Annotated in this window: 11 protein-coding genes; 3 read left to right on the top strand and 8 right to left on the bottom strand. The window is 71.9% G+C overall.

Annotated elements, in window-relative coordinates:
* Nucleotides 1–10: 10 nt before the first annotated feature.
* The 6 genes from OG422_RS24550 to OG422_RS24575 all read right to left on the bottom strand — a co-directional run bounded on the left by OG422_RS24550 (nt 11) and on the right by OG422_RS24575 (nt 8,643).
* Nucleotides 11–823, bottom strand: a complete 813-nt coding sequence (locus OG422_RS24550) for an ABC transporter ATP-binding protein (protein ID WP_405745634.1) — start codon at nt 821–823, stop codon at nt 11–13.
* On the bottom strand, nt 820–1,878 hold the full coding sequence (locus tag OG422_RS24555) for a FecCD family ABC transporter permease (RefSeq protein WP_405745637.1): 1,059 nt from the start codon (nt 1,876–1,878) through the stop codon (nt 820–822). Before OG422_RS24555 ends, OG422_RS24550 begins: the two co-directional genes overlap by 4 nt.
* Nucleotides 1,875–2,855: a FecCD family ABC transporter permease gene (locus OG422_RS24560; protein WP_405747971.1), complete on the bottom strand. Its 981-nt coding sequence runs from the start codon at nt 2,853–2,855 to the stop codon at nt 1,875–1,877. Before OG422_RS24560 ends, OG422_RS24555 begins: the two co-directional genes overlap by 4 nt.
* A 279-nt stretch (nt 2,856–3,134) precedes the next feature.
* Nucleotides 3,135–4,754, bottom strand: coding sequence for an adenosine deaminase (locus OG422_RS24565; RefSeq protein WP_405745640.1), 1,620 nt, complete (start codon nt 4,752–4,754; stop codon nt 3,135–3,137).
* Nucleotides 4,755–4,882: 128 nt separating this feature from the next.
* A complete protein-coding gene (locus OG422_RS24570; protein WP_405745643.1) occupies nt 4,883–6,841 on the bottom strand; it encodes a CASTOR/POLLUX-related putative ion channel in 1,959 nt (652 codons plus the stop codon).
* 272 nt (nt 6,842–7,113) lie between these two features.
* Nucleotides 7,114–8,643: a UDP-N-acetylglucosamine 1-carboxyvinyltransferase gene (locus OG422_RS24575; protein WP_143941989.1), complete on the bottom strand. Its 1,530-nt coding sequence runs from the start codon at nt 8,641–8,643 to the stop codon at nt 7,114–7,116.
* A gap of 79 nt (nt 8,644–8,722) precedes the next feature.
* On the opposite strand from OG422_RS24575, the gene OG422_RS24580 reads away from it, so the two are divergent.
* On the top strand, nt 8,723–9,709 hold the full coding sequence (locus OG422_RS24580) for a DUF1648 domain-containing protein (RefSeq protein ID WP_405745647.1): 987 nt from the start codon (nt 8,723–8,725) through the stop codon (nt 9,707–9,709).
* Nucleotides 9,710–10,069, top strand: a complete 360-nt coding sequence (locus OG422_RS24585) for a GntR family transcriptional regulator (protein ID WP_143941987.1) — start codon at nt 9,710–9,712, stop codon at nt 10,067–10,069.
* A gap of 31 nt (nt 10,070–10,100) precedes the next feature.
* On the opposite strand, the gene OG422_RS24590 is transcribed toward OG422_RS24585, so the two are convergent.
* Nucleotides 10,101–10,607, bottom strand: coding sequence for a DinB family protein (locus OG422_RS24590; RefSeq protein WP_405745650.1), 507 nt, complete (start codon nt 10,605–10,607; stop codon nt 10,101–10,103).
* A 413-nt stretch (nt 10,608–11,020) separates the two neighbouring features.
* Between OG422_RS24590 and acnA the strand changes: the two genes are divergently transcribed.
* Nucleotides 11,021–13,738, top strand: a complete 2,718-nt coding sequence (gene acnA, locus OG422_RS24595; RefSeq protein ID WP_405745653.1) for an aconitate hydratase AcnA — start codon at nt 11,021–11,023, stop codon at nt 13,736–13,738.
* 95 nt (nt 13,739–13,833) lie between these two features.
* On the opposite strand, the gene OG422_RS24600 is transcribed toward acnA, so the two are convergent.
* Nucleotides 13,834–17,238 carry a GH92 family glycosyl hydrolase gene (locus tag OG422_RS24600; RefSeq protein ID WP_405745656.1) on the bottom strand — a complete coding sequence of 1,135 codons (3,405 nt, stop codon included), beginning with the start codon at nt 17,236–17,238 and terminating at the stop codon, nt 13,834–13,836.
* Nucleotides 17,239–17,561: the final 323 nt, after the last annotated feature.

Below are 17,561 nucleotides of genomic sequence, written 5' to 3' on the forward strand. Positions count from 1 at the left end.
GGGGGGTGGTTCAGGCGGTCACGGCGCCGCGCCGGGCGGCCCGGCCCAGGGGGACGACCAGCGGGGTGCCGGTCTCCGGGTCGGGGATCACCCGGCACTCCACGCCGAACACCGACCGGACCAGCTCCGCGTCCAGTACGTCGGCGGGGGCGCCGGACGCGGCGAGGCGTCCGTCCTTGAGGACGACGAGGTGGTCGGCGTAGCGGGCGGCCTGGCCGAGGTCGTGCAGCACCATCACCACGGTCCGCCCGGCCTCGGTGTGCAGTTCGGCGACGAGGTCGAGGACGTCGAGCTGATGGCGCAGGTCCAGGAAGGTGGTCGGCTCGTCGAGCAGCAGCAGATCGGTGTCCTGGGCGAGCGCCAGCGCGATCCAGGCGCGCTGGCGCTGCCCGCCGGAGAGCCGGTCGACGGGCTGGTCGCGCAGGACGTCGGTGCCGGTGCGGGCCAGCGCCGCGTCCACCGCCGCCTGATCCGCCGCCGACCAGGGACTGAGTAGTTTCTGATGCGGATAGCGGCCGAGCCGGACCAGCGCCTCGACGGTGATCGCCTCGGGCGTGACGGGCTGTTGCGGCAGCAGCCCCATGCGCAGCGCCAGCGCCTTCGCGGACATCCGGTGGATGTCGGCGCCGTCCAGGGTGACGGTCCCGGCGGCCGGGGCGAGCAGCCGGGTCAGACCGCGCAACAGGGTCGACTTGCCGCAGGCGTTGGGCCCGACGACGGCGGTGACGGCGCCGCCCGGCAGCTCCAGGTCGAGGCCGCCGACGACCAGCCGGTCGCCGTAGCGCAGATCGAGGCCGTGGGTGGCGAGCCGGTCGGCGGTCATCGGGCACTCCTGTGGACGGAACTGCTCTGACGGATCATCAACACCAGCAGCCAGGGCGCTCCCAGGGTGGCGGTGACCACCCCGACCGGCAGCCCGCTGACCGGCAGCAGGTACTGCGCCACCAGATCGGAGGCGAGCAGCAGAACGGCACCGGCCAGGCCGGTGAGGGCGAGCGTCGCGGCGGTCGGCGGCCCGGCCAGGAACCGCACCAGGTGCGGCACGGCCAGCGCGACGAACGCCACCGGGCCGGTCAGCGCCGCCGCCAGCGACGCCAGCGCGATGGCGGTGACCAGGATCTGCAGCCGGGCGGCGGAGGTCCCAAGGCCCAGCGCACCGGCCGAGTCGTCGCCGAGGTCCAGCACGGCCAGCCGCCGGTGCTGCGCGAACGCCACGGCCAGCGCGAGGGCCACCGCGCCCCCGGCGGCGCCGACCTCGGCCCAGGTCCGGCCGTAGACCGAGCCGGTGGTCCACTGGAGCGCGGACCCGGCCAGCTCGGTGGGGAAGCGGACCACCATGAAGTTCACCGCGGCCGACAGGCCCGCCTGGACCGCGAGGCCCACCAGCACCAGCCGGGTCACCCCGGCGCCCGACCGCCAGGCGAACGCGCCCAGCAGCACGGCGGCCAGCACTCCGCCGCCGAGCGCGGCGGGCGGGATCAGGGCCTGCGGCGCCCCGGCGGCCAGCATCGCGACCGCCCCGAAGGACGCCCCGCCGGTCACGCCCATCACGTCCGGCGAGGCCAGCGGGTTGCGGAACAGCCGCTGGAGCAGCGCCCCGGCCACCGCCAGGCCGAGCCCGGCGACGACCGCCGCGGCCATCCGCGGCGCCCGGAACTGCTGCACCACGACCACATCGGCCCGCTCGCCCAGACCGAGCAGCCCCTTGAGCGCCACCACCGGCCCCAGCGGGATCTCGCCGACCGCCACGGACGTGACGATCAGCGCGAGCAGCGCCACCGCGGCGAGGGCGAGGAGCAGCAGGGTGCGCCGCGGCCCGTGCACCCGCCGGGCCGCCGGGCGCCCCGGCGCCCGCGGAAGATCTCGTACGTCGGTCACCGCGCCGCCTTCCGGGCCAGCAGGGCGAGCAGCGGTGCGCCCAGGAAGGCGCTGACGATGCCGACCTGGAGTTCGGAGGGGCGGATCACCACGCGCCCGAGGATGTCCGCGGTCAGCAGCAGCAACGGCCCGGCGACCAGGCAGCCGGGCACCAGCATCCGGTGGTCGGAGCCGAACAGCTGCCGCACCAGATGCGGCGCGGCCAGCCCGATGAAGGCGATCGGCCCGACCACGGCGACGGCGGAGCCCGCCAGCAGCACCACCGCGAGCCCACCGGCCAGCCGGATCTTCGCCACCGGCACGCCCAGTGCTTGCGCGCAATCGTCGCCCAGCGCCAGCGCGTTGAGCGCCGGGGCGATCGCCAAGGCGACGACCAGGCCGATCACCAGCGTGGGCAGCACCGGCAGCAGCACCGACAGCGGCCGCTCCGCGAGCGATCCGGCCAGCCAGAACCGCGCCTCGTCGAGGGTGCGGCGGCTCGCCAGCATCACCGTCGAAGTCCAGGACAGCAGCACCAGTTGGAGCACGGTGCCGCCCAGCGCGAGCCGTACGGGGTCGAGGTCCCCGGCGCGCCGGGCCAGCGCCTGGGCGAAGAGCGCGGCGGCCGCGGCGCCCGCGAACGCGAACCACACGTACTGGCCCGGCCGGGTCAGATGGAGCGCGTAGATGGCGGTGACGACGGCGAAGCCCGCACCGGCGTTGATGCCGAGGGTGGTGGGCGAGGCCAGCGGGTTGCGGGTGATGCCCTGGACGACGGCCCCGGCGACGCCGAGCGCCGCGCCGACCGCGAGCCCCACCAGGGTGCGCGGCAGCCGCAGTCCGGTGACCACCAGCGCGTCGCGGCCGTGGGCGGTGCCGGTCAGGGCGTCCAGCACGGTGGACAGCGGTACGGAGCGGGTGCCCCAGGCGAGGCTGAGGGCGGCGCAGAGCGCCAGCGCGGCGAGCCCGGCGGCAGCCCATGACAGGCGCCGCAGCAGAGCCGCTAGGGCCCGCGCGGACGCCGAACGGTCCCCGGTAGCTGGGGGTTTGGTCGTCAACACGCGTCGTGACATTAGGTTAGGCAAACCTAAAGGTGCAAGTGGCGAGTCGGGGATCCGGTGAAACGTCCGCATCTGCCCCGCGCTCGCCCCACGGGCGCAGCGGGCATCACCTCGGATTCCCGGCCCCCCCGCGCGCGAACGCCGCTCACCCCCCCCGGACCGGCAACGCGAAGGCGGCCGCCGGTCCGGAACCGACGGCCGCCTGCGGGGCGGGGATCAGCGGCCGAAGGCCCGCTCGAAGCGCTGGAAGGCGCCCTCCTGACGCCACTCCGCGGCCGCCTTCGGACTGGCGTCGAGCAGCCGGCGGCACTCAGGCCCCGGCACTGGACTGCCAGGGCGCACCCCGCGGCAGGCGCCGACCGTGCGGTAGCCGTCACGGGTGGGGTTGCCCCGCCACAGATCGGCCCCCGGCAGGAAGCCGTACTCCAGGGACGCGCGGGCGAGGTCCTTCAGCTCCGGGTACGACAGACCGTAGGTCCGGGCGGCGTACGCGTACTCGTGGCTGATGTCGGTACGGCTGATGCCCGGATCGTCGGTGGCCAGCACGACGGGCACGCCGAAGGCGCGGTACGTCGCAAAGGGATGGGCGGCGCCGCGGACGCCGAGGATCTGGGCGTTGCTGGTGAAGGGGACCTCCACGGGGATCTCCCGGGCGGCCATGGTGCGGGCGGTGCGCTGCCAGCCGTCCTCGTGGACGAGGTCCACGCCGTGGCCGATGCGGTCGGCGAGGGCGACGTCGACCGCCTCCTGGATGTGGAATTTCAGCTCCTGCGGCTTGACCAGGCCGGGCCACAACTCGCCCGCGTGCAGCGTCACATGGGCCTTGGGGTAGATCCCGCGCAGATACCGCACCATGCGCATCTGGAGCCGGTAGTCGCGCAGCGCCCGCTCCCCGTCCTCCGGCTGGACGAGGTTGACCGCGACGAAGCGCTGGTCGCGCTCGGCCAGCCGCAGCCCGAGGGCCAGCTGCGTGAAGACCCGTTCCGGCGCGCTGCCCCGGGACACCTGGGAGATCCAGCGGACGGGCAGGCGGCATGCGGGCTCGGCACGGGCGGTGCCACAGCGGGCGGTGGCGCGGAACTCGGCGTCCGTGGCGTCCGCCTCCCGGCGCGCCTCCGCGACGACGCCGTCGAGCCTGCCGCCGGCCACCAGCTTGGCGTGGAGCGCGGCGAGGTCGTCGTCCCAGCCGACCGCGTCGGCCAGCTTCTTCGCCCCGTCCGACGCGGGCGTGACCATCGTCTCCACGGAGAACTGGTGCTGCGCGGCGGCGGCGCCCGCGACCTGGGCGAGCTGCTTGCCCCGATGGCGCCACGTCACCTCGCCGAACTTGCCGAAGGCGTCGAAGAAGTGGTCGTGGCCGTTGCCGTCGGCGGGGAAGTCCTGCATCGACCAGGCGCGGACGAGCGCGTCGTGGAACGCGCGGTCGCGGCGGGCGTCGGCGGCGGGTCGGGCGCCGGGCCCGCACGGCGGGCGGACGGCGGTCATCGTGGCGGTCTCGACGCACAGCCCGTCCTCGGCCGCTTGCCCGATGAGGTACTCGGGCGTGACCGCGCCGGACAGGTGATTGTGCAGGTCACCGCCCTTGGGCAGCTGGCGGAAGAAGGCGCGCAGCGCACCCGGGGCGTGGCGGATGGAGGCCAGATGGGCGTCCGTGGACCGCTCCGCCGCGGTCACTGGACGGACGGCGGGAACCGCGGCCCGGCCGCCGTCCGCGGAGGGCGGGCCGGCGTGGGCGACAGGCCCGGCGGACAGGGTGGCCACCAGGGCGAGGGCGCCGAGTCCGGCGACGACAAGGGTGCGGGGCCGGTGCCGGCCCGGAGTATTCACAGGAGTCACCTCCGCATGATGGTGGCCGGACGCCCGCCGCGTCCGGCGCCGGGCCTCCGGTCACCCGAGTGGGTGACGGCGAACGGCCCTGCCCCCAGAGGTGGTTGGGGGCAGGGCCGCTGCGGAATGGGCCGGTCTCAGCCCCGGGACGCCTTCGCCCCGACGCCCTCCCGGCCCGGCTCCGTACGGGCCGCGGGCACCTGAGCGGTCACCCGGCCGTTCTCGGCGAGCACCACGATCGCGTCGTCCGCGCGCAGGGAAAGCGGCGCGGTCTTGGGCGGGTTGAGGACGACCCCGTACCCGGGCGGGGTGTCGCTCTCGTTGGCGCGGCGGTAGCCGATGGCGGTCTCCCCGCGCTGCCGGGCCGCCTCGATGACCGTCGCGAAGTTGGCCGGGGTGTCCGGGGCGAGATAGCCACTGGCCGGCTTCAGGTAGATCTCCGATCCCTCGGGATCGAAGAGATCACTGAAGACGGCGTACAGATGCCGGTCCTCGACGAGCTGGGTCAGCAACAGGCTGATGATCTTGGTGCTGACGATGAAGTCGTCCGCCTTGGTGACCTGCGCGATCTCGCGGTTGGCGTCGCTGTTCATCTCCGTGACGATCGAGTACGGGGTGCCGGTGCGGGTGGCGATGTCCCGCAGGTGCAGCAGCGTCACCAGCGTGCGGTCGTCGGCCCGGCCGGAGCCGATGTCGTCGTCGGTCAGCACGATGATGTGGCGGTAGCGGTCCAGGCCCAGCGCCTCCAGCGACGGCCGGTGCGTCGGCTCGCAGCGCAGAAAGCCGACGGTGAGGTTGTCCAGACCCTCCCGGGGCAGGGCCGCGGGCTCACGCGGTGCCGCGACGTCGATCAGCGAACCCGGCTCCACCAGCCGGTCCAGCAACGTGATGATCTTCGCCGCGCGGGAGTTCCAGCCGATGACGAGCGTGTGATCGGGCTCCGACTGCCCGCCGGCCCCCGAGGTCATCGCCTGCTCGACGATGTCCGGCCGGGTCTGCGCCCGCCGGATCAGCAGATCGTCCTCCGCGATCACCAAAATCTCGTCCCCGTCCGAAATCACCGCGTCCATCGGCGGGTTGACCTGCACCTCCCCGCTCTCCCGGCGCAGCCCGACGGGCACGCCGAGGTCGAACCCGTTGAGCGCCTCCCCGTACGTGCCGCCGGCCAGGCTCCCCGCGGGACAGGGATAGATCTCATTGCCGACAAAGCTGAGCAGTTCGTTGAAGACGGCCGACAGGCCGGACTGCCGGTGCGACTGCACGATCAGCCGTACGGCGATGTCGTCGGCGTCGATGACGAGCGCGGTCTCCCCGGCCGCGAGCCGCGCCGCCGCCAGGTTCGGCGAACTCTGCACCGCCGCCACGATGTTGGGCCGATCGCCCTTCCAGGCCCGGCTGTTGAGGAGCAGCAGCACCTTGATGACCTCGGTGTCGCTGTCGTCCCCGACGGGCGGCAGCACCATGACGGACTTGGCCGCGTCCAGGCTCACCAGCTCCAGGTCCTGCCGCTGCAACGGGCTGCCGGAGCGGCAGATCACCCGCGTACGGCCGGTTTCGGGGATCCGGCGGCGGATCTCCTCCTCCATCTTGACCTTGTCCCGGTCGGCGAGGATCACCACACACGAACGCCGCTCGCTCTGATTGGCCTCCACCAGCTCCGCGAGCACCGTGAACACCTGCTCCGACCAGCCCAGCACCACGGTGTGCCCGCGCTCGACCAACCGCGACTTCCCGCGCCGCAGTTCCTCGATCCGGGCCTCAAGTCCGGTCGTCAGCACACCGATCAGGGCGCTGACGATGAAGATCCCGCCGATCGTCACGATCAGCATCAGCCCGAGAAAGACCGGACCGCCGGTGTCCCCGCCCATCGTGCCGGGATCGAGCGTGCGCAGCACACTCATCCAGACCACGCCCGGCCAGCCGCCGTTCTTCTCCGTGTCCTCGTTGGTGAAGAGCACCACCAACACGGTCACCGCGGCGATCAACATCACCGAGGCAAGCCCCAGCCAGCCGATCAGCGCGGGGGTACCCCGGTCCATCGTCCCGTCGAACCAGTACCGCAACCGGCCCCGCAGGTCCCGCAGTTTTCTGCCCACCGAAAATCTCCCTCACCGTGACCGGTTTCCCCCGCGCCCCGGCACCGTCACCACTTTTCAAGATCAGTTAACCGTGGTCCGGTACGGCACAAGGAAGTTGAGGGGGTGATTGACCCGTTCGGGAGCTTTGGACGGGATCAAGCCAAGGGGGAGCGAACATGTTTCGGGACGGGTGACGCCCCCGCGTCCACGGGGTGACGGGACGCGGGGGCGCGGCGGTACGTGCTGAGGGAGGGCCCGATGTGCTGAGGGCGGCCCCGGGACGGCGTCGCTCAGATATCCCGAAACGTCTCGATCTGCGCCCCGATCGAGTTGAGGCGTTCGGCCAGGTCCTCGTAGCCGCGGTTGATGACGTAGACGTTGCGCAGGACGGACGTGCCCTCGGCGGCCATCATGGCGAGGAGGACGACGACGGCGGGGCGCAGGGCCGGGGGGCACATCATCTCGGCCGAGCGCCAGCGGGTGGAGCCGTCGACCAGGACGCGGTGCGGGTCGAGCAACTTCACCTGGGCGCCGAGGCGGTTGAGGTCGGTGAGGTAGATGGCGCGGTTGTCGTAGACCCAGTCGTGGATCAGGGTCTGGCCCTGTGCGGCGGCGGCGATGGCCGCGAAGAACGGGACGTTGTCGATGTTGAGGCCGGGGAACGGCATCGGGTGGATCTTGTCCAGCGGTGCCTGGAGCTTGGAGGGGCGGACCGTCAGGTCGATCAGCCGGGTGCGGCCGTTGTCGGCGGGGTACTCGGCGCTGCGTTCGTGGTCGAGGCCCATCTCCTCCAGGACCGCCAGTTCGATCTCCAGGAACTCCACCGGCACGCGCCGGATGGTGAGTTCGGACTCGGTGACGACGGCGGCGGCCAGCAGGCTCATCGCCTCGACCGGGTCCTCGGAGGGTGCGTAGTCGACGGTGCGGTCGATGTGGGCGACGCCGTGCACGGTGAGGGTGGTGGTGCCGACGCCCTCGACCCGTACGCCCAACTCCTCCAGGAAGAAGCAGAGATCCTGGACCATGTAGTTGGAGGAGGCGTTGCGGATGACGGTGGTGCCGTCGTGGCGGGCGGCGGCCAGCAGCGCGTTCTCGGTGACGGTGTCGCCGCGTTCGGTCAGGACGATCGCGCGGCGCGGGGTGACGGTGCGGTCGACCTCGGCGAGGTAGACGCCGTCGGTCGCGGTGATCTCCAGCCCGAAGTGGCGCAGCGCCGTCATGTGCGGGGTGACCGTACGGGTGCCGAGATCGCAACCGCCCGCGTACGGCAGCCGGAAGTGGTCCATGCGGTGCAGCAGCGGGCCGAGGAACATGATGACGCTGCGGGTGCGGCGGGCCGCCTCGGTGTCCATCGCGGCGAGGTTCAGTTCGGCGGGCGGCACGATCTCCAGGTCGTTGCCGTCGTTGATCCAGCGGGTGCGTACGCCGATGCTGCCCAGGACTTCGAGGATGCGGTAGACCTCCTCGATCCGGGCGACCCGGCGCAGGGTGGTGCGGCCCGCGTTGAGGAGCGAGGCGCAGAGCAGTGCGACGCAGGCGTTCTTGCTGGTCTTCACCGCGATGGAGCCGGAGAGCCGGCGGCCGCCGACCACGCGCAGGTGCATCGGTCCGGGGAAGCCGAGCGAGACGATTTCGCTGTCGAGGGCCTCGCCGATCCGGGCGATCATCTCAAGGCTGATGTTCTGGTTGCCGCGTTCGATGCGGTTGACCGCGCTCTGGCTGGTGCCGAGAGCGTCGGCGAGCTGCGTCTGTGTCCACCCACGGTGCTGCCGGGCGTCACGGATCAGCCTGCCGATACGTTCGAGGTAGTCGTCTGCCATGACATGACCGTATCTCAGATATGAGATGTGTTCATTTTCGCTAGTTGTTCTACTACTATGCGAATAACTGGAGGCTGACATGAAACCTGCCACTCCCTTCACCCGTCCCCCGACCGACACCCTGCGGGTCGCGATCGCCGCGTTCCCCTTTCTGGTCGCGGTCGCCGTCGTCGTCGGCGTCCACCACAAGACTGCCGACCGGTTGCCCGATCCGCTCGCCACCCATTTCGGTGCCGACGGCACCGCCGACGGCTTCACCTCGGCCCGTGGCTTCGTCACCGGAGTGGTCCTGGTGCTGCTCGCCCTCGGGGCCGGCGGCGCCGTCCTCGCCCGGGTCCGGCGGCTGGCACCGGCCGCGCCCTGGGTGCTCGCCACGGGCTGGTTCCTGGCCGCCACCCTCGCCGTCCCGACCTGCCTGACGTTGCTGGCCAACGCCGGTGCCGGTCAGGCGCACGCGGCCCGGATGCCGCTGTGGCAGGTGCTCGTGGCGATCGCCGCCGGGCTGCTCGCGGGCGCCGTCGGGCTGTGGCTCGGGGGCCCGCGGCCGCGCCCGGAGCCGACGGGTCCGCAGGGCGCGCCGCGGCTGGCGCTCGCGGTGGGGGAGCGCGCCGGGTGGACCCGTACGACGGGCTCCCCGCTGCTCGCCGCCGTCGGCCTGGTCACCTGCTGCGCCGGGCTGTATCTCGCCTTCGTGGCCGGGCCGTTCGCCGGTGTCGCGCTGTGCGCCGCGGGCGCGCTGACCGGTGTGCTCGCCTCGGTGCGGGTGACCGTCGACCGGCGCGGGCTGGCGCTCGCGCCCGCGCTGCTGCCGTACGCTTTCCGCCGCATCCCCCTCGACCGGGTCACCGAGGCCACCTGCAGAAATATCGACCCGTTCGCCGAGTTCGGCGGCTGGGGCTACCGCGTTCGCGCACACGGCAGCGGGCTGGTGCTCCGATCGGGTGAGGGGATCGCCCTGCGGCTGCGCGGCGGCCGCGAATTCGTGGTGACGGTCGACGACGCGGCGACCGCCGCCGCGCTGCTGAACACCCTGCTCGACCGCGCCCGTCCGGACCGAGGTGACTGAGTGCTGTTCCGGGTCGACCCCCGTTCCACCGTGCCGCTCGGTGACCAGATCGCCGCCGCGGTCCGCGGCGCCATCGCCGACGGCTCGGTCCGCGCGGGCGAGCGCCTGCCCGCCGGGCGGGAGCTGGCCGCCTCGCTCGGCGTCAACGTCCACACCGTCCTCCGCGGCTACCAGCGCCTCAAGGAGGAGGGCCTGATCGAACTCCGGCGCGGCCGCGGCGCGGTGGTCACCGGCGTCGCGTCCCCGGCCCGCGCCCGCCTAGGCGAGGCGGCCGACCGCCTCATCGCCGAGGCCCGGCGGCTCGGTCTGAGCGACGATGAGATCGTGGGCGTGGTGCGTCAGGGGCTGGCTCCGCGCTGACCTGCCCGTACGGCGGCGGGGGCGGCCGGGGTCAGGCCCCGGTCGTCCCGTCCACGGCCTCGCGCAGGAAGTCGGCGTGCCCGTTGTGCCGCGCGTACTCGTGGATCAGATGCAGCATCACTGTCCGCAGTGACACCTCCTCGCCCCACCGGGCCGCGTGGTACGCGGTGTCGAGGGACGGGGCGGCCGCCTCGATGCGGCGGGCGTGCGCCACCTCCGCCTCCCACGCGGCGAACGCCTCCGCCCGCGCGCAGCCCCGCGCGTCGTACGCCGCCTGGTAGTCGCCCTCCGGCGACCAGACCAGCGGGACGTCCTCGCCGCCCACCACCCGCCGGAACCACGCCCGCTCCACCTCGGCCAGGTGCCGCACCAGCCCGAGCAGCGAGAGCGTCGAGGGCGGACTGGCCCGGCGGCGCAGCTGCTCGTCCGTCAGGCCGTCGCACTTCATGACGAGCGTGGCGCGGTGGAAGTCCAGGTACGCGCGGAGCGTCTCCCGCTCACCGCCGGTGCGCGGCGGATCGATCCGTTCGACGGCCATGGGTCCCCCGTTCCCGGCCCGGCCCCCGGAGCGCCGCGGGCGCGGCACCCGGCCGGGCAGCGGCCCGAACCTACCGCCCGCACCGTGCCCCCGTCCCGCCGACCGCGGTGACGCGCGCGAACTCACCGGCTCCGTGCCCCGACCCGAACGGCCCCGTGTACGCGCGGATGCCCGGCCCCGGGCCTACGTTCGTGCTCGCGGCGGAACGCGCGATGCGGTATCGGGCCCGCCGGGGCATGACCAGACCGCGGCGATGTACTAGAGTTATCTCGACATCGAGATATCTGCCCCAAGGCGTACCGTCGCCGCGCCAGTAAGGCACGCCTAACTAAGGTTCACCTTACCGGATCGGTGCGGACCTGCGACGGCAGGATGCGGTGGTACGCGCGAATTCATGCATGAAGGAGACTGTCGTGTCGGCGAACAGCTTCGACGCCCGCAGCACGCTGCAGGTGGGCGACGAGTCGTACGAGATCTTCCGGCTGGACAAGGTGGAGGGCTCCGCCCGTCTGCCCTACAGCCTGAAGGTGCTGCTGGAGAACCTGCTCCGCACCGAGGACGGCGCGAACATCACCGCCGACCACATCCGGGCGCTGGGCGGATGGGACTCCCAGGCCCAGCCCAGCCAGGAGATCCAGTTCACGCCGGCCCGCGTGATCATGCAGGACTTCACCGGCGTCCCCTGCGTCGTCGACCTCGCCACCATGCGTGAGGCCGTCAAGGAGCTCGGCGGCGACCCGGCGAAGATCAACCCGCTCGCCCCGGCCGAGCTGGTCATCGACCACTCCGTCATCGCCGACAAGTTCGGCACCAGCGACGCCTTCGCCCAGAACGTCGAGCTGGAGTACGGCCGCAACCGCGAGCGCTACCAGTTCCTGCGCTGGGGCCAGACCGCGTTCGACGAGTTCAAGGTCGTCCCCCCGGGCACCGGCATCGTCCACCAGGTCAACATCGAGAAGCTGGCCCGTACGGTCATGGTCCGGGGTGGCCAGGCGTACCCCGACACCCTGGTCGGCACCGACTCGCACACCACCATGGTCAACGGCCTCGGCGTCCTCGGCTGGGGCGTCGGCGGTATCGAGGCCGAGGCCGCGATGCTCGGCCAGCCCGTCTCGATGCTCATCCCGCGCGTCGTCGGCTTCAAGCTGACCGGTGAGCTGCCGGCCGGTACCACCGCCACCGACCTCGTGCTGACCATCACCGAGATGCTCCGCAAGCACGGTGTCGTCGGCAAGTTCGTCGAGTTCTACGGTGAGGGCGTTGGCGCCACCTCGCTCGCCAACCGCGCCACCATCGGCAACATGTCGCCGGAGTTCGGCTCCACCGCCGCGATCTTCCCGATCGACGACGAGACCCTGAACTACCTGCGTCTGACCGGCCGTGACGCCCAGCAGGTCGCGCTCGTCGAGGCGTACGCCAAGGAGCAGGGCCTCTGGCTCGACCCGGCCGCCGAGCCCGACTTCTCCGAGAAGCTGGAGCTGGACCTCTCGACGGTCGTCCCGTCGATCGCCGGTCCGAAGCGTCCGCAGGACCGCATCGTTCTCGCGAACGCCGCCGAGCAGTTCAAGCTGGACGTCCGCAACTACGTCGCCACCGCCGACGAGGCGGGCGAGGAGTCCTTCCCGGCCTCCGACTCCCCGGCCGTCCACCCCAACGGCGCGCCGTCCAACCCGGTCCAGGTCACCGCCCCTGACGGCACGACCTACACCCTCGACCACGGTGCGGTGACGGTCGCGGCCATCACCTCCTGCACCAACACCTCGAACCCGTACGTCATGGTCGCCGCCGCGCTCGTCGCGAAGAAGGCCGTGGAGAAGGGCCTGACCCGCAAGCCGTGGGTCAAGACCACCCTCGCCCCGGGCTCGAAGGTCGTCACCGACTACTTCGACAAGGCCGGTCTGACGCCGTACCTCGACAAGGTCGGCTTCAACCTCGTCGGCTACGGCTGCACCACCTGCATCGGCAACTCCGGCCCGCTGCCGGAGGAGGTCTCCAAGGCCGTCAACGACCACGACCTCGCGGTCACCTCGGTCCTCTCCGGCAACCGGAACTTCGAGGGCCGGATCAACCCCGACGTCAAGATGAACTACCTGGCGTCCCCGCCGCTGGTCGTCGCGTATGCCCTGGCCGGTTCGATGAAGATCAACATCACTGAGGAGGCGCTCGGCACCGACCAGGACGGCAAGCCGGTCTTCCTCAAGGACATCTGGCCGTCCGAGGCCGAGGTCAACGACGTCGTGGCGAACGCCATCGGCGAGGACATGTTCAACAAGTCCTACGCGGACGTCTTCGCGGGCGACGCCCAGTGGCAGGCCCTGCCGATCCCGACCGGCAACACCTTCGAGTGGGACGGCGAGTCGACCTACGTCCGTAAGCCCCCGTACTTCGAGGGCATGGCGATGGAGCCGTCGCCGGTCAACGACATCGCGGGCGCCCGCGTGCTGGCCAAGCTGGGCGACTCGGTCACCACCGACCACATCTCCCCGGCCGGTGCCATCAAGGCCGACACCCCGGCCGGTAAGTACCTCACCGAGCACGGTGTGGAGCGCCGCGACTTCAACAGCTACGGCTCGCGCCGCGGCAACCACGAGATCATGATCCGTGGCACGTTCGCCAACATCCGCCTGCGCAACCAGATCGCGCCGGGCACCGAGGGCGGCTTCACCCGCGACTTCACCCAGGCGGACGCGCCGGTCTCGTTCATCTACGACGCGTCGCAGAACTACCAGGCCGCCGGTACCCCGCTGGTCATCCTGGCCGGCAAGGAGTACGGCTCCGGCTCGTCCCGCGACTGGGCCGCCAAGGGCACCGCGCTCCTCGGCGTCAAGGCCGTCATCGCCGAGTCGTACGAGCGCATCCACCGCTCGAACCTCATCGGCATGGGCGTCCTGCCGCTGCAGTTCCCCGAGGGCGCGTCCGCCGAGTCGCTGGGCCTGAGCGGCGAGGAGGCCTTCTCGGTCACCGGCGTCACCGAGCTGAACGACGGCACCACCCCGCGCACCGTCAAGGTCACCACCGACTCCGGCGTGGAGTTCGACGCGGTCGTCCGCATCGACACCCCCGGCGAGGCGGACTACTACCGCAACGGCGGCATCCTGCAGTACGTCCTGCGGTCGCTGATCAACAGCTGACCTGGGACAACCCGGCCGCCTGACGGCCGGAACGCCCGAAGGGCCGCACCCCGCTCGATCAGGGGGTGCGGCCCTTCTGCCTGCCGGGAGGTACGTCAGCTCAGCAACTCCACCTCCGCCAACGTCCCCCCGCCTTCCGGCACCAACCGGTAATGCCGGTACGCGGCCGGAGCCTGCACCGTGAAGGCCCGCGTCTGGTGGTCCCAGCGGAAGGGCTCGGCGGTGCGGTGGTCGAGGGGGCGCCAGTGGGTGGCGTCGGGGGAGCCCTCCAGGGTCCAGCCCTTGGGGGCCGTGGTGCGGTCGGCCGAGGTGAGGGTGTACGAGGTGACCCGGGTGGCCTGGGGGAGGTCGACGCGGGTGGGGGTGAACGGTGCCGTGGTGGCGGAGGTGTTGTCGAAGAGCGGGCCGTCGGCCGGGTCGGTCACATCCGCGGGCGGGGTGGGCACCCGGTCGTCGTGGGTGAGGGAGGTCGGCGCGGCGTTCTTCCCGGTGCCCCAGGACGAGGGGCGGTCGCCCATCGTGAAGTCCAGGGTGGCGCCGCGGGCCAGCAGGGCGTGCGGCAGCGCGGTGGACGTCCAGGGCTTGCCGTTGACCCGCAGGCCCTGGACGTAGACGTTCCGGGCGTTGTTGCGCGGTGCGTTGACCACCAGATCGCGGCCGTTCTCCAGATGCACGGTGGCCTTGGTGAACAGCGGGGAGCCCACCGCGTACTCGCCCTGGCCCATCACCAGCGGAGAGAAGCCGAGGGCGCCGAAGAGATACCACGCGGACATCTCGCCGTTGTCCTCGTCGCCCGGGTACCCCTGGCCGATGTCGCTGCCGACGTAGAGCCGCGACAGCACCTCGCGGACCTTCGCCTGCGTCTTCCAGGGCTGACCGGCCGCGTCGTAGAGGTAGGCGATGTGGTGCGAGGGCTGGTTGCTGTGCCCGTACATGCCCATGCGGGTGTCGCGGGCCTCGGTCATCTCGTGGATGACGTCGCCGTAGGAACCGGCGAACTCCTTGGCCCCCGTCTCGGGCGTCGCGAAGTACGCGTCGAGCTTCTTCGCGAGGCCGGGCCGGCCGCCGTAGAGGTTGGCCAGGCCCCGGGTGTCCTGCGGCGCGGGGAAGGCGTATGTCCAGGCGTTGGTCTCGGTGTAGTCGTGGCCCCAGACGCGCGGGTCGAACTTCTCCGGCGGCAACCGCCAGGAACCCTTCGCGTCGCGGCCCTGGAAGAAGCCGACCTGGGCGTCGAAGAGGCGGACGTAGTTCCGGGCCCGGCCCAGGAAGTAGTCGGATTCCTCCTTGTAGCGGGCCTGGTGGGTCCTGGCGTACAGGGCCTGTCCCATGCGGGCGATGCCGAAGTCGTTGAGATAGCCCTCCAGTGCCCAGGACAGGCCCTCGCGGGTGTCGGTGGCGGTGTAGCCGAGGAACGGTGAGGTGGTCATGCCCTTGCGGCCCACGCCGGACTGCGGCGGTGCCACGGTGGCGTTCTTCACCGCCGCCTCGTACGCGGCCTCCGCGTCGAAGCGCACGCCCTTGACGTACGCGTCGGCGAACGCCACGTCCGAGCTGGTCCCCGTCATCAGGTCCGCGTAGCCGGGGGATGACCACCGCGAGGTCCAGCCGCCGTCCTTGTACTGCTGGACGAAGCCGTCGACCAGCTTTCCGGCCCGGCCGGGGGTGAGCAGTGCGTAGGCGGGCCAGGCGGTGCGGTAGGTGTCCCAGAATCCGTTGTTGACATGGACCGAGCCGTCGACGATCTTCGCGCCGGTGCGGGTCGGGGTGGACTCACCGACCGGCGGGGAGAACGGGCTGGCGTAGCGGGTGCGCGAACCGACCTGCTCCGCACCGGAGTTGGGGTAGAGGTAGAGCCGGTAGAGGTTGGAGTAGAGGGTGGTCAGCTGGTCGCCGGTCGCGCCCTCGACCTCGACGCGGCCCAGCAGGTCGTCCCACTGTGCCTGCGCGCGGCGCTCGGTGGTGGCGAACGGCGTCCCGGCGGGGATCTCCCGGTCGAGGTTGGCCTTCGCCTGGTCGGTGCCGATCAGGGAGGTGGCGAGCCGCAGCGTCACCGTCCGGTCCTTGCCGGGAGCGAAGCGCAGATAGCCGGTGACGTCCTTGCCGCCGCCCCCGTCGAGCCGTCCGCCCGTGGTGACGGGCGCGTCGAAGGTGCCGTGGACGAAGAGGCGGGTGGCGCCGGTGGACAGGCCGCTCTTGACGTCGGAGTAGCCGCTGACGGTTCCGTGCTTCACGTCGAGCGTGAGGCCGCCCTTGTTGTTGACGTTGTCGAAGATCAGGTTCGCGTCGTCGCCGGGGAAGGTGAAGCGCATCTGGGCGGCGTGGTCGGTGGGGGCGATCTCCGCCTTGAGGCCGTTGTCGAACGTCACGCCGTAGTAGTGCGGCCGGGCCGTCTCGTTCTCGTGGTGGAACGGCAGCGCGCGGGCGGTGCGCGAGGCGTCCGGGATGCCCGCCGCGGTGGACGGCATGACCTGGAACGTCTGCCGGTCGCCCATCCAGGGGCTGGGCTCATGGCTGGCGGCGAACGCCTGGAGGGTGGGGAGGTTGTCGGCGTTGTTCCTGCGGGCGTACTCGTAGAGCCAGTCCGTCGAGCCCGCGTCGGTCACCGGCGTCCAGAAGGTGAAGCCGTTCGGGACGGCGGTCGCCGGGAAGGTGTTGCCGCGCGAGAAGCTGCCGCTGGAGAGGGTGCCGCGGGTGGTCCGCACGTAGTCCGAGAGATGCGAGCGTGGCTTCTCCGGGGCCTTCCGGCCGAGGGTGAGATCGTCGATCCAGCCGCGGAACGCCGGGGCCTTGCGCGGTCCGCGCGGTGCGTCGTACGCGACGAGGATCCGGTCGACGGTCTTCCCGGCGGCGACCGCGCCGATGCGGGCGGTGCGCGCGTTCCACTGGTTGACGTAGAGCATCCGGGCGCCGGCCTGGCCGCGCGGCGTCAGGGGCGCCCCGTACTGGTCGGTGGCGCCCAGGTCGCTGAGGTACGTGCCGTCGGTGAAGGCGAGATCCACGGCGACATGGGTGGCCGGGTAGTCCGGATCGGCCGTGGCCATCTCCGGGAAGATCTTGTACGAGAGCGTGGTGTCCGCGGTGACGGGCGTGTGGACGGCGAAGACCTTGTTGTACGCGTAGCCGCGGCCGGACGCGGTGTGGGTCCCGGCGTACTCCAGGGCGTGACGGCCGGAGAACCCGGCGCCGTTCTTGGACGTCGGGGTGGACTCGGGCCCGGTGCTGGTGCGGGTGGCCATGCCCGGGGCGGCGGGGCGGGAGGGCGGGGTGACCCCGTCCGTTCTGGGGTGGCCGCCGGGGGCCTGGTCGGCGGTGTCGGTCCAGTCGGGCGCCGGTTGCCCCGGTTCGAAGGAGGAGCTGAACTCCCCTGCTGCGGGCGGTGGTGGGGGCGGTGTGGCCTGGGCCGCCGGGCCGAAGGCGGTGACGGTGAGCAGCGCGGCCGCCACCAGCGCGGTGGGGCGGGCGAGCGTCCGTGGCGGGGTGTTCCGGTGTCCGATCCGCACGCGAGCCCTCTCAACGGGGTTGACATCGTTGTCAGTTGGTGTGTGCAGAGACAAGTAAGGAGGGCGGTTCGGTGGGTGTCAAGGGTGGGGGAGACGGCATACGGGCCGGGGTGCGCGCCGTGGTGCGGAACGGTGCGCGCCGGGGTGCGCTCATCCGGTCGGACCAGGTCTCAACTCGGGAAAGAGAGTGAGGAACACCGCATTCGATCTTGCCCCGTCACCCGAAAGTGGACTATACCTGTCGGCGTCCGAACGGTCCGTCAACGACCGTGGATCCGGGGGGAAATGCGGATGGCCGAATGCGTCCGCGGTTCCCTGGCACG

This window comes from Streptomyces sp. NBC_01525 (genome assembly GCF_045040405.1).
GTDB lineage: Bacteria > Actinomycetota > Actinomycetes > Streptomycetales > Streptomycetaceae > Streptomyces > Streptomyces benahoarensis.

Coding starts and splice junctions, on each gene's coding strand:
- OG422_RS24550 (WP_405745634.1), bottom strand. CDS start 823: ATGACCGCCGACCGGCTCGCCACCCACGGCCTCGATCTGCGCTACGGC.
- OG422_RS24575 (WP_143941989.1), bottom strand. CDS start 8,643: ATGGCAGACGACTACCTCGAACGTATCGGCAGGCTGATCCGTGACGCC.
- OG422_RS24580 (WP_405745647.1), top strand. CDS start 8,723: ATGAAACCTGCCACTCCCTTCACCCGTCCCCCGACCGACACCCTGCGG.
- OG422_RS24590 (WP_405745650.1), bottom strand. CDS start 10,607: ATGGCCGTCGAACGGATCGATCCGCCGCGCACCGGCGGTGAGCGGGAG.